At 44.9% G+C, this 12,185-nt stretch carries 12 protein-coding genes and 1 tRNA gene; 4 read left to right on the top strand and 9 right to left on the bottom strand.

All coding sequences use genetic code 11. The features are described from left to right. Nucleotides 1-107: 107 nt before the first annotated feature. The 9 genes from ADP71_RS03035 to ADP71_RS02995 form a co-directional block, all read right to left on the bottom strand. Nucleotides 108-452 (bottom strand): hypothetical protein, encoded by a 345-nt coding sequence (locus ADP71_RS03035; protein WP_019957485.1) that lies wholly within the window; start codon nucleotides 450-452, stop codon nucleotides 108-110. Then, nucleotides 436-738 carry an integration host factor subunit alpha gene (locus ADP71_RS03030; RefSeq protein ID WP_019957484.1) on the bottom strand — a complete coding sequence of 101 codons (303 nt, stop codon included), beginning with the start codon at nucleotides 736-738 and terminating at the stop codon, nucleotides 436-438. Before ADP71_RS03030 ends, ADP71_RS03035 begins: the two co-directional genes overlap by 17 nt. Nucleotides 739-809: 71 nt before the next feature. Next, entirely contained in the window at nucleotides 810-3,173 is a 2,364-nt protein-coding gene (gene pheT / locus ADP71_RS03025; RefSeq protein ID WP_104931470.1) for a phenylalanine--tRNA ligase subunit beta, read from the bottom strand. Between the two features lie 13 nt (nucleotides 3,174-3,186). Then, entirely contained in the window at nucleotides 3,187-4,170 is a 984-nt protein-coding gene (gene pheS / locus ADP71_RS03020; RefSeq protein WP_026353409.1) for a phenylalanine--tRNA ligase subunit alpha, read from the bottom strand. Nucleotides 4,171-4,333: 163 nt separating this feature from the next. After that, complete coding sequence (gene rplT, locus ADP71_RS03015) at nucleotides 4,334-4,690, bottom strand: 50S ribosomal protein L20 (RefSeq protein WP_019957481.1); 357 nt, start codon at nucleotides 4,688-4,690, stop codon at nucleotides 4,334-4,336. A gap of 12 nt (nucleotides 4,691-4,702) precedes the next feature. Next, nucleotides 4,703-4,900, bottom strand: coding sequence for a 50S ribosomal protein L35 (rpmI, locus tag ADP71_RS03010; RefSeq protein WP_019957480.1), 198 nt, complete (start codon nucleotides 4,898-4,900; stop codon nucleotides 4,703-4,705). Between the two features lie 140 nt (nucleotides 4,901-5,040). Further along, nucleotides 5,041-5,565 (bottom strand): translation initiation factor IF-3, encoded by a 525-nt coding sequence (gene infC / locus ADP71_RS03005; RefSeq protein WP_081619531.1) that lies wholly within the window; start codon nucleotides 5,563-5,565, stop codon nucleotides 5,041-5,043. A gap of 18 nt (nucleotides 5,566-5,583) precedes the next feature. Next, nucleotides 5,584-7,494 (bottom strand): threonine--tRNA ligase, encoded by a 1,911-nt coding sequence (gene thrS / locus ADP71_RS03000; RefSeq protein ID WP_019957478.1) that lies wholly within the window; start codon nucleotides 7,492-7,494, stop codon nucleotides 5,584-5,586. A 98-nt stretch (nucleotides 7,495-7,592) separates the two neighbouring features. Continuing rightward, nucleotides 7,593-7,669: transfer RNA gene (locus tag ADP71_RS02995), tRNA-Val, on the bottom strand. Nucleotides 7,670-7,779: 110 nt separating this feature from the next. Here ADP71_RS02995 and tgt point away from each other — a divergent pair. From tgt to secF, 4 genes are all read left to right on the top strand, one after another. After that, nucleotides 7,780-8,892 carry a tRNA guanosine(34) transglycosylase Tgt gene (tgt, locus tag ADP71_RS02990; RefSeq protein WP_104932362.1) on the top strand — a complete coding sequence of 371 codons (1,113 nt, stop codon included), beginning with the start codon at nucleotides 7,780-7,782 and terminating at the stop codon, nucleotides 8,890-8,892. Nucleotides 8,893-8,991: 99 nt separating this feature from the next. Further along, nucleotides 8,992-9,285, top strand: a complete 294-nt coding sequence (gene yajC, locus ADP71_RS02985) for a preprotein translocase subunit YajC (protein ID WP_019957476.1) — start codon at nucleotides 8,992-8,994, stop codon at nucleotides 9,283-9,285. Nucleotides 9,286-9,345: 60 nt separating this feature from the next. Beyond that, complete coding sequence (secD, locus tag ADP71_RS02980; RefSeq protein WP_019957475.1) at nucleotides 9,346-11,208, top strand: protein translocase subunit SecD; 1,863 nt, start codon at nucleotides 9,346-9,348, stop codon at nucleotides 11,206-11,208. Nucleotides 11,209-11,211: 3 nt separating this feature from the next. Continuing rightward, nucleotides 11,212-12,147 carry a protein translocase subunit SecF gene (gene secF, locus ADP71_RS02975; RefSeq protein WP_104931469.1) on the top strand — a complete coding sequence of 312 codons (936 nt, stop codon included), beginning with the start codon at nucleotides 11,212-11,214 and terminating at the stop codon, nucleotides 12,145-12,147. The last annotated feature ends 38 nt before the right edge of the window (nucleotides 12,148-12,185 follow it).

Genomic DNA, 12,185 nt, shown 5'->3' with positions numbered 1-12,185 from the left:
CGAAGAACCATCAAAAATGACTGATTTGATGCCCATATTGGGCATGAATGAATACAAAAAAGCAGCGCCTTTACAGGACGCTGCTTTTTTTAAAACACAACTGAATATTACGAAGTTTGTTGTTCAACCAAATTAGAAACCGTCAAAACATGGTCTATGCTGTGCAACAATTGCTGTAATTGTTGCTGCACTTCTATGGCATCAACAGCAGGGTTTCCCGCCTCATCCACAAAATTGTGCGTGAACGCATCCACATAAGGGGCAAATGTGTGTTTGAGCTGCATCACTTTTAACACATCCAAACGGGTATAGTGTCGACCACCATAACCAACGTAACCATAATCACGCTGCCACGCTTCAAACTGCTTTTGACTGATACCAACCAATTGACACAACTGATCTAACGTAAAATAACGCTGTGCCGGAATCGACCAATTATCTTTGCTTATCATAATGATGTTCCACCATGCCTTTTAATTTTTGGCTTGCGTGGAAAGTGACAACGCGACGCGCGCTAATCGGTACTTCTTCACCGGTTTTAGGGTTGCGACCTGGGCGCTGCGGTTTGTCACGTAATTGGAAGTTGCCAAAACCAGAGATTTTGACTTCTTCGCCACTTTCCAAAGCCTGACGAATTTCCTCAAAAAACAATTCTACAATTTCTTTGGCATCATTTTTATTCATTCCAGCGACTTTGTCGACCAAAATATCTGCCAATTCGGCTTTCGTTAATGTCATATTCCAACTACCTTTATACTCTAAATGTGTGCTGTTAATCAGCTAAAAACGTGTTATTCACTTCTAAAACATTATGCGCGCAAAGACACACCTAATGCTTGGGCTGCTTGAATCAATTGTTGAACCGCTTCTTCAACCACCACATCGGTCAAAGTATTTTCAGCGTCCTGTAAAATGATTTTCACTGCCATACTCTTAAAGCCTGGTTCAATGCCTGTACCGCTGTATACATCAAACAATTGCACATCACGCACCAAGCTGTTGGCGCTCTGACGCAATGCTTGTAATAAATCACCAGCTTTGATGCTGTCTGCTACCAAAAACGCCAAATCACGACGCACAGGTGGCAATTTCGATACTGTTTTGTACGCAACTGCTTGGCTTTGCAATACCACGCTCAAATCCAATTGAAACAATATCGGCGCTTGTGGCAAATCATATTGTTGTACCCATTTCGGATGCAACTGACCCAAGACACCCACTTGTTGGCCATCCAACAAAATAGCCGCACAACGACCCGGATGAAAAGCAGGATGCGTAACAGATTGATATTGTAACGGTAAACTTGGGTGGAGCAACTGTTCTAAATCGCCTTTTACATCAAAAAAGTCCACAATGCGCGCCGCTTCGCCCCATTGTTCAGGCACAGCCAAGCCATAAGCCAAACCGCCTACTTTTTCAATTTGTACAAAACCACCTTGTTCATCTTTACTGAACACGCGCGCCACTTCAAATAAGCGCACACGATTTTGCTTATAATTCAAATTGTGTTGCAAGGTTTTGATCAAACCGCCAATCAAAGTCGAACGCATCACGCTCATGTGACTGGCCAATGGATTTTGCAAACGAATCGGATTGTCATTATTGGCAAAATCTTTTTCCCAAGCTTCGTCTACAAACGCATAGCTGACAATCTCACGATAGCCACGTGCAGCAAAGGCATGGTAAGCAGCAAAACGTGGACGACGACTTTCAGGACGCTTAAGCATAGACAAGCGGCCTGAAGTGTAATCATCAGGAATTTTGTCATAGCCATACACACGGCCGACTTCTTCGATGATGTCTACTTCTTGCTCAATGTCAAAACGGAAACTTGGTGCCGTCACTTCAAAGCCACCTGCAACCGCCACAGGCTCCAAACCCAAATGGTTTAAAATCGTCACCACTTCGGTCTCAGGCACTTCAATACCCAAAATTTGATTGATGCGCGCCAAACGCACAGTAACTTTGTTTGCCGCTGGCAAATCCCCTACAGCCTCAGTCAATGCGCCAATTTTGCCACCACAAATGCTTTGCACCAAGAATGAAGCACGTTCAATCGCCTCTTGTTGCAATTGGTAATCAACACCGCGCTCATAACGGAACGAAGAATCAGAACCGAAACCGTATTGGCGTGATTTGCCAGCAATCGTATCAGGCTGGAACCAAGCCGACTCCAAAACCACATTGGCTGTTTCATCCGATACGGCACTCGCAGCACCGCCCATCAAACCAGCCATACTCAACGCGCCCGCTTCGTCTGCCACCACCAAAGTATCGGCAGCCAAAGTCACTTCTTTGTCATTCAAGCACAACAAAGTTTCGCCTTCATTGGCACGGCGCACAATGATAGAACCTGTCACTTTATCGGCATCAAAAATGTGCATCGGTTGACCTAATTCAAGCATCACATAGTTACCAATGTCTACCAATGCTGAAATCGAACGAATGCCTGAACGGTTCAAGCGCTGCACCATCCAAGCAGGTGTCACTGCTTGAGCATCCACGCCTTCAATTACACGCGCAATAAAACGACCGCAATCCGCAGGCGCATCAATGCGCACCGCTTGTGTTCGTGTCGATGCCACAGGCATGGCTGGAATACTGAAACTGTGGTGCTCACACTGCGTTAAAGCCACTACTTCACGTGCAATGCCTTTAATACCCAAACAATCGGCACGATTCGGTGTGATTTTCAACGTCAACAAATCATCGTTCAAAGCCAAGTATTCACGAATATCAGTCCCAACAGGTGCGTCTTCCGGCAACACCAACAAGCCATCCACATCATCAGGAATGCCTAATTCTTTGCCTGAACACAACATGCCATTGGAAACCTGACCACGCATTTTGGTCGGTTTGATTTTGAAGTTGCCTGACAACACAGCCCCTGGCAACGAGCAAGGCACTTTAATACCAACTTTTACATTCGGTGCGCCACAGACGATTTGCACCAATTGGCCTGTACCAGCATCCACTTGCGTGATATTCAAACGGTCTGCATCAGGGTGTTTTTCAATGTGTTTGATTTCAGCAATCACCACTCCTGAAAACTCAGGCGCTGCTTTTTCAACTTCTTCCACTTCCAAACCCGACATGGTCAACAAATGTGCCAATTCGTCCGCGGTTTTATTGGGTGAAACCCATTTTTTTAACCAGTCATATGAAAATTGCATGATGGATTCCCAATTAGAATTGATTCAAGAAATTCAAGTCGTTGTCGAAGAACAAGCGCAAGTCATTCACGCCGTAACGCAACATCGCAAAGCGATCGAGGCCAATACCAAACGCAAAACCTGTGTATTTTTCAGGATCAATGCCCACGTTACGCAACACGTTCGGATGCACCATGCCACAACCGCCTACTTCCAACCAACCACGCTCGCCCAAAATATCAATTTCAGCAGATGGTTCGGTAAATGGGAAGAATGAAGGACGGAAACGCACTTGCATGTCGTCACGTTCAAAGAAATTGCGAATAAACTCAGTAAAGACCGCTTTCAAATCTGCCATCGTCACACCTTCTTCTACCCACAAGCCTTCAGCTTGGTGGAACATCGGTGAATGGGTGGCATCGGAATCGACACGGTAAACACGACCAGGCGCAATGATGCGAATCGGTGGATTTTTCTTGTCCAACATATAGCGTACTTGAATAGGAGAAGTATGCGTACGCAACACATCGCCATTCTCCACATAAAACGTATCTGCCATCGCACGCGCTGGATGATTTTCTGGAATATTCAAAGCTTGGAAATTGTAGAAGTCTTCTTCAATCTCAGGACCATCTGCCACTTCAAAACCCATGCCAGCGAATAAAGTCACCACACGTTCTAAAGTATTGGTGACAGGATGCATACCACCCATCGCTTGACCACGTCCAGGCAAAGTCACATCCAAGCTCTCCGCTTGCAATTGTGCCTCTAACTTAGCCGCATTCAAATCATCACGTTTTTGATTGATAGCGTCCTGAAAACGTTGTTTTTCAATATTAATGGCCGCACCGAAGGTTTTTTTCTCTTCGATAGACAATGCGCCCAAACCTTTCATCAACGAAGTGATTTTACCAGTCTTACCCAAATATTCAGCTTTGACCACTTCCCAAGCTTGCAAATCGGCAATTTGCGCCACTTGCGCAATACCGCCATCCACAAGCGCGGTGACTTCTTTCATGTCCATAATATAACCTTGCGAAATAAAGAAGGTGGCATCTTGTGACAGCTTTACAGGACGCCTAAAAAAAACAATAGTTTGCTGATTGATTGTATGTGAACAAACCAATAGGCAAACTATCGATAAAAAAGGGAGGCTAGGCCTCCCTTTTTATGAACCTGTATTAAGCAAGTTGGGCTTTAGCTTGTTCAACCAATTTAGCAAATGCTGGTTTGTCGAACACGGCTAAATCAGCCAATACTTTACGGTCAATGTTGATTGACGCTTTTTTCAAGCCGTTCATGAATTTGCTGTAAGACAAACCATTTTCACGAGCTGCAGCGTTAATACGCACAATCCACAATTGACGGAATTGGCGTTTGCGTTGACGACGGTCACGGTATGCATATTGACCGGCTTTCATCACCGCTTGTTTGGCTACACGGTAGACGTTCTTACGACGACCACGGTAACCTTTGGCTAAGGCTAAGACTTTTTTGTGACGAGCACGTGCGGTAACACCGCGTTTTACGCGAGGCATAATCTACTCCAATTAAGCGTAAGGCAACATTTTTTTGACAGCCAAAGTATCGCTGTCATGAACTTGAGTGGTACCACGTAAGTTACGTTTAACTTTAGTGGATTTCTTGGTCAAGATATGGCTTTTGAACGCTTTAGCGCGTTTGATACCACCACTGCCTTGCACGATGAAGCGTTTTTTCGCGCTCGACTTGCTTTTCATTTTTGGCATGGAATACTCCAGTTATTTAATTAGGCATTGGGCGGCCTGAAACAAGCCCTTTAAAGCCCAGCACCACGGTTTTTATGCTAACTTAAACAATAAAACTGCCAAGTCGGTCAGCCTCAACTTGGCAGCCATAAATTATAGCTTTATTTTTTCTTTGGGGCAACCATCATTACCATTTGACGGCCTTCCATTTTCGGAAATTGCTCTACCGCACCCACTTCGACCAAGTCTTCCTGAACACGTTTTAACAATTGGGCACCCAATTGTTGGTGAGCCATCTCACGACCACGGAAACGCAAAGTGATTTTCACTTTGTCACCATCGGCCAAGAATCGCACGATATTGCGCATTTTGATGTTGTAATCGCCATCATCAGTGCCTGGACGGAATTTGATTTCCTTAATTTGCACTTGTTTTTGTTTCTTTTTGGCTTCATCACGTTTTTTGGCTTGTTCGTATTTAAACTTACCAAAATCCATCAATTTGCACACAGGTGGCGTGGCGTTGGGAGAAATTTCTACCAAATCCACATCTTGCTCTTCAGCCAAAGCCATGGCTTGACGAGTTGAAACGACACCCAGTTGTTCACCGGTATTGCTGATTAAACGCACTTCTCTAACAGTGATTTCACCGTTTATACGTGCTTCGCGTTCTTGAGCGATGGTAATACTCCTTCAGTTCTATCATCAATGAGCGAAAGTCGTAGCGATTTCTTGCTGCATATAAGCAATAAACTCTGCCACAGTCATTTGACCTAAATCTTCACCACGACGGCGAATGGCCACTTTGCCCGCTTGTTTTTCTTTTTCCCCAATCACCAATTGATAAGGGACACGCTGCGCACTGTGTTCACGGATTTTGTAACCGATTTTTTCATTGCGCAAGTCGGTTTCAACGCGGAAACCGGCTTCGGTAAATTGTGTTGCAATATTGCTGCAATACTCAGCTTGGTCTGAAGTGATGTTCATCACCACCAATTGCACTGGCGCCAACCACAATGGGAATGCACCTGCATGGTGCTCAATCAAAATGCCAATAAAGCGCTCCAAAGAACCCAAAATAGCACGGTGCAACATCACAGGACGGGCACGGCCATTGTCTTCGGTCACATACTCAGCATCCAATCGTTCAGGCAACACAAAGTCAAGCTGAATAGTACCACACTGCCATGAGCGACCCAAAGCATCTTTAATATGGTATTCAACCTTAGGACCGTAGAATGCACCCTCACCCGGCAATTCTTCCCACTGCACACCACAAGCACGCAAAGCATTGCGCAAACCTTCTTCGGCTTTATCCCAAATCTCATCTGAGCCAGCACGTTTTTCAGGACGCAATGACAATTTGATATCGATATCGGTAAAATCAAATTGTTTATAAACTTTCATCACCAAACGGTTAAAAGCTTGCGCTTCGCTGTCAATTTGGTCTTCGGTACAGAAAATATGCGCATCGTCTTGCACAAATCCACGCACGCGCATCAAACCATGTAAAGCACCAGAAGGTTCATTGCGATGACATGAGCCAAACTCAGCCAAGCGCAATGGCAAATCACGATACGAACGCAAGCCTTGGTTGAACACTTGTACGTGACCTGGGCAATTCATCGGTTTCACAGCATAATCGCGTTTTTCAGATTCTGTGATGAACATATTGTCTTTATAGTTCGCCCAGTGACCTGATTTTTCCCACAACACTTTATCCATAATGGTTGGCGTACGGATTTCTTTATAACCTGCCGCAGTCAACTCTTTGCGCATGTGTTGTTCAATGGTTTGCCACAAAGACCAACCTTTAGGATGCCAAAATGCCATACCAGGCGCTTCGTCTTGCATGTGGAACAAGTCCAATTGGCGACCCAATTTACGGTGATCACGCTTTTCTGCTTCTTCAATGCGTTGAATGTATTCTTTTAATTGTTTTTTGTCTGCCCACGCAGTACCGTAAACACGTTGTAATTGCTCATTTTTAGCATCACCACGCCAGTAAGCACCCGACATTTTGGTCAATTTAAACGCTTTTAAGAAACGGGTATTTGGTACGTGAGGACCACGACACATGTCGACATATTCTTGATGGTAATACAAACCCATATGCGTTTCATTTGGCATGTCGTCAATCAAACGCAATTTATACGTTTCGCCACGCTCAGCAAACACTTTGATGACTTCATCACGCGGTGTCATCTTCTTGATGACATCATAGTCTTGATCAATCAATTTTTGCATGCGTGCTTCAATCGCTTGCATGTGTTCAGGTGTAAACGGCGTTTCACTGTAAATATCGTAGTAAAAACCATCTTCAATCACAGGACCGATAACCATTTTCACATCAGGGTACAACTGTTTCACCGCGTGACCCATCAAATGCGCACAAGAATGGCGGATGATTTCCACGCCTTCTTTGTCTTTGGCAGTGATGATGTTCAATTTGGCATCATCTGCAATGATGTCTGAAGCGTCTACTAATTGACCATTGACTTTGCCTGCAATCGTCGCTTTGGCCAAGCCAGCGCCAATAGATTGCGCCACTTCCATGACACTGACAGGATGATCGAATGACCGAACTGAGCCGTCCGGTAAAGTAATTTGAGGCATGGTTCACACTCCGTGTTTGAACACCAACTTGATGCGCTGTTGTTTTTACCACTACTTGCAAAAAAAACAGCGAACTTCAGGTTCGCTATGGGTATTTTTGGTAGGCATGATTGGATTCGAACCAACGACCCCCACCATGTCAAGGTGATGCTCTAACCAACTGAGCTACATGCCTATGCTTAACTTTTAAAATAGGCGATTATTGTAGCGAGATTCGATTTAATTGGCAATACAATACAGGCGTGATTGGCTTATAATGGCTTTTTTATTTGCTCTACCAATTCTATGTTGAAATTTGAACTGTTAAAACAAGATGGTTTGGCCCGCCGTGGTCGCATCACTTTGAACCATGGTACGGTCGAAACGCCCGTTTTCCAACCTGTTGGCACTTACGGCACTGTCAAAGCCATGACGCCAAAAGACTTAGACGACATCAATGCCCAAATCATTTTGGGCAATACTTATCATTTGTGGTTGCGTCCTGGTTTGGATGTGATTCGTGAGTTTGGTGGCTTGCATGATTTTATGGGCTGGCAAAAGCCTATTTTGACCGATTCAGGCGGCTTCCAAGTATTCAGCTTGTCTGACATGCGCAAACTCACCGAAGAAGGCTGTACTTTCAAAAATCCAATCAATGGCGACAAATTGTTTTTGTCTCCTGAAATCTCGATGCAAATTCAAACCGTCCTGAATTCTGATATTGTGATGCAATTGGATGAATGTACTCCTGGTGATGCCAGCGCTCAAGCGGCACAAAAATCTTTGCAAATGAGTTTACGTTGGGCGGAACGCTCTAAAAATGAATTTGACCGCTTGAACAATCCTAATGCATTGTTTGGCATTGTTCAGGGCGCGATGTATGAAGATTTGCGTGATGAATCTTTGGCAGGTTTGAATGAACTGGATTTTGATGGTGTGGCCATTGGCGGTTTGTCAGTGGGCGAAGCCAAAGAAAACATGTATCGCATTTTGCAACACATCGGTCCGCAATTGCCTGCTAACAAGCCACATTATTTGATGGGCGTGGGCACACCTGAAGATTTGATTGAAGGCGTTGCCAATGGTGTGGACATGTTTGACTGTGTGATGCCAACACGCAATGCGCGTAATGGTTGGTTATTTACCCGCTTTGGTGACTTGAAAATCAAAAATGCTGTCCATAAATTAGACAAACGTCCCATTGATGAAACTTGCACCTGTTACACATGTCGCAATTTCAGCCGTGGTTATTTACACCATTTGCATCGTGTTGGCGAAATTTTAGGTGCACAATTGAACACCATTCACAATTTGCACTACTACCAACAATTGATGCAAGACGTACGCGACGCCATTGATGCAGGTCAATTTGCAGCTTTCCGTGTGCAATTTGCAGCAGAGCGTGCGCGCGGCGTGTAAAGTCTACGTAAAAAACAAGTGGCGTTTTTGACTTTTAAGCAAGAGTCATTACAATAGCCGCTGACTGTTAATTCAATTTTTAATACATTAAGGAAGACAATGAACGAACAAGTACTGTCGTTTTTGCCAATGATTTTGGTTTTGGGTGTGTTTTATTTCTTGATCATGCGTCCGCAACAAAAGAAATTCAAAGCCCATCAACAAATGTTAACTGAGTTGAAAAAAGGCGACAAAGTCGTGACTGGCTCAGGTATGGTTGGCAAAATCACCAAAGTGAGTGACCGTTTTTTCACTGTTGAAATTGCTCCTAATGTGAATGTGGAATTTGAACGTCAAGCCATTACTGCTCGTTTGGATGCCACTGGCGCAGCCGTCGAAGACAAAAAAGACTAATCATTTCTCTCCAATAAACCGCTCTGAAGAGCGGTTTATTGTGCTTCAAAGGCTTAAGGCATGAATCGCTATCCTTTATGGAAATACCTGTTGATTGCCGTATTGGTCGTCATCAGTTGTATTTACACCATACCCAATTTCTATGGTGAAACCCCTGCTGTACAGGTTTCTACCAACCGCCAAGCCATTGTCATTGACGATGTATTGGCACAAAAAATCAATACTGCGCTGACTCAAGCAAACATCAAAACCGAAGGTGATTTTTTTGATGATGGCAGTTTGAAATTCCGTTTTGCGTCTACTGAAGAACAAATCAAAGCGCGTGATGTGATAGACCAAGCTTTGGGCGATGGCTACATCATTGCTTTGAACTTGATTCCCAACACACCGACTTGGATGAGCAACATCAACGCTCGCCCGATGTTCTTAGGTTTGGATTTACGTGGTGGCGTGCATTTCACTTTAGAAGTGGACATGAAAGCAGCGCAGCAAAAAACCTTAGACCGCATCACAGGCGATATCCGTCGTGAAGCAGCCAAACAAAAATTAATGATGGGCGAAGTCAAACTCACCGATAACAGCGTCATCATTCCGTTTCAGGACGCTGCTGCTGCGCAAGAAATGTTCCGCAGCATGAGCCGCCAATTGGGTCAAGAAGCCACGTTGCAATTGCTTGAAGGCAATCAATTACAAGCATCGTTAACCGAAGCACAACTATTGCAAATCAGCTCGGCTGCTGTGTCACAAAACATGAACACCTTGCACAATCGTGTCAATGAATTGGGCGTAGCGGAACCTGTGATTCAACAAGCAGGTAGCAACCGCATTGTGGTGCAATTGCCAGGCGTACAAGACACAGCCAAAGCCAAAGACATTTTGGGTCGTACGGCAACGTTGGAAGTGCGCATGGTGTCGGATGATCCCGCTTTGGTACAACAAGCGATGTTAGGTACTGCACCTGATGGTTATGAATTGTTGCCAAATGCAGGCGGTCAAGGTTCAACTTTGGTCAGCAAACAAGTGGAATTGACTGGTGACAACATTCAGGACGCTCAACCTGGTTTTACTGAAAACAACCAAGCATCTGTGAATTTGGTTTTGGACAGTTCTGGTTCAGACATTTTTGCAGATTTGACTCGCGCCAACCGCAACAAGCGCATGGCGATGGTCTTAATCGACCAAGGCAATGCCGAAGTGGTGACTGCACCGACCATCAACGAACCGATTACCGGTGGTCGTGTACAAATTTCAGGCAGCATGACAGCGGCGGAAGCCAACGATACAGCCTTATTATTGCGCGCGGGTTCTTTGGCAGCACCGATGCACATCATTGAAGAACGTACCATTGGCCCTAGCTTGGGTGCAGACAACATTACCAAAGGTTTCCATTCAACCTTATGGGGCTTTATAGCTGTGGCCGTATTCATGGTGATTTACTACCGTGTGTTTGGTGTATTCTCTGTGATTGCGTTGACCTTCAACTTATTGTTCTTAATTGCTTTGCTGTCCATCTTACAAGCGACCTTAACCTTACCAGGTATTGCTGCCATTGCATTGACTTTGGGTATGGCCATTGACTCTAACGTGTTGGTCAATGAACGCATTCGAGAAGAGTTGCGCGCAGGGCTCCATCCTCATATTGCCATCAGCAAAGGTTATGAACATGCTTGGGCGACGATTGTGGACTCTAACTTGACTTCGTTGATTGCAGGTGTGGCATTGCTCATCTTTGGTTCAGGTCCTGTTCGTGGTTTTGCGGTGGTGCATTGTTTGGGTATTTTGACTTCGATGTTCTCATCGGTAGTGTGCTCACGTGCGTTGGTGAATTTGTGGTACGGTCGCCAAGCCCGTTTGAAATCCATTTCCATTGGTCAAGTATGGCGTCCTGAAACAGACACACGCCCTGCGGTAGAAAAGGAGTAAACCATGGAATTGTTCAAAATCAAACGTGACATTCCGTTCATGCGCTATGGCAAATTGACCACAGCCATTTCATTGATCACTTTCATCTTGGCAATGTTTTTCTTGTTTACCAAAGGTCTGAATTTCTCAGTAGAGTTTACAGGCGGCACGGTGATGCAAGTGCAATACAGCCAAGGTGCAGACGTCAATAAAATCCGTGACGATTTGCACACTTTGAACATAGGTGAAGTACAAGTTCAAGCCTTAGGCACCACGCGTGACATCATGATACGCTTGCCTAACAAAGGCTCAGAAGCCAATGCCAATTTGTCCAATCAAGTGATGGAATTGCTCAAAAAGCAAGACCCGAACGTGCAATTATTGCAAAACGATTTTATTGGTCCACAAGTGGGTGAAGAGTTGGTAAGCCATGGCTTATCGGCTTTGGCGATGGTGTGTATCGGCATTATTATTTATTTGTCGGTGCGCTTTGAATGGCGTTTTGCGGTATCTGCCATCATTGCCAATATGCACGACGTCATCATCATTTTGGGCTGTTTTGCCCTCTTCCAATGGGAATTCTCATTGACGGTTTTGGCGGGCATTTTAGCGGTTTTGGGTTATTCGGTGAACGAATCGGTGGTGGTATTTGACCGTATTCGTGAGAACTTCCGCAAACCACAAATGCGTGACAAAACCATCCCTGAAGTTATCGACAACGCCATCACTGCCACGATGAGCCGTACCATCATCACCCACGGCTCGACCGAAGCGATGGTGATTTCAATGTTGATTTTCGGTGGCGCGGCATTGCATGGTTTTGCCATGGCTTTGACCATCGGTATTGTGTTTGGCGTGTATTCATCGGTTTTGGTGGCCAGCCCATTGTTAATGGCATTTGGTTTGAACCGTCAAAACTTGGTCAAAGAGCGTAAGAAAAAAGAAGAAATTGTGGTTTAATTTCTGCCTCTCAAAGCGGCCTGAAACCTTTCAGGTCG

The organism is Vitreoscilla sp. C1, assembly GCF_002951955.2.
Lineage (GTDB): Bacteria > Pseudomonadota > Gammaproteobacteria > Burkholderiales > Neisseriaceae > Vitreoscilla > Vitreoscilla stercoraria.
Note: the sequence above shows the minus strand (reverse complement) of the source record. Positions and strands in the feature narration are given on the sequence as shown.

Coding starts and splice junctions, on each gene's coding strand:
- secD (WP_019957475.1), top strand. CDS start 9,346: ATGAATCGCTATCCTTTATGGAAATACCTGTTGATTGCCGTATTGGTC.
- secF (WP_104931469.1), top strand. CDS start 11,212: ATGGAATTGTTCAAAATCAAACGTGACATTCCGTTCATGCGCTATGGC.
- thrS (WP_019957478.1), bottom strand. CDS start 7,494: ATGCCTCAAATTACTTTACCGGACGGCTCAGTTCGGTCATTCGATCAT.
- pheT (WP_104931470.1), bottom strand. CDS start 3,173: ATGCAATTTTCATATGACTGGTTAAAAAAATGGGTTTCACCCAATAAA.
- tgt (WP_104932362.1), top strand. CDS start 7,780: ATGTTGAAATTTGAACTGTTAAAACAAGATGGTTTGGCCCGCCGTGGT.
- rpmI (WP_019957480.1), bottom strand. CDS start 4,900: ATGCCAAAAATGAAAAGCAAGTCGAGCGCGAAAAAACGCTTCATCGTG.
- pheS (WP_026353409.1), bottom strand. CDS start 4,170: ATGAAAGAAGTCACCGCGCTTGTGGATGGCGGTATTGCGCAAGTGGCG.
- yajC (WP_019957476.1), top strand. CDS start 8,992: ATGAACGAACAAGTACTGTCGTTTTTGCCAATGATTTTGGTTTTGGGT.
- ADP71_RS03030 (WP_019957484.1), bottom strand. CDS start 738: ATGACATTAACGAAAGCCGAATTGGCAGATATTTTGGTCGACAAAGTC.
- rplT (WP_019957481.1), bottom strand. CDS start 4,690: ATGCCTCGCGTAAAACGCGGTGTTACCGCACGTGCTCGTCACAAAAAA.
- ADP71_RS03035 (WP_019957485.1), bottom strand. CDS start 452: ATGATAAGCAAAGATAATTGGTCGATTCCGGCACAGCGTTATTTTACG.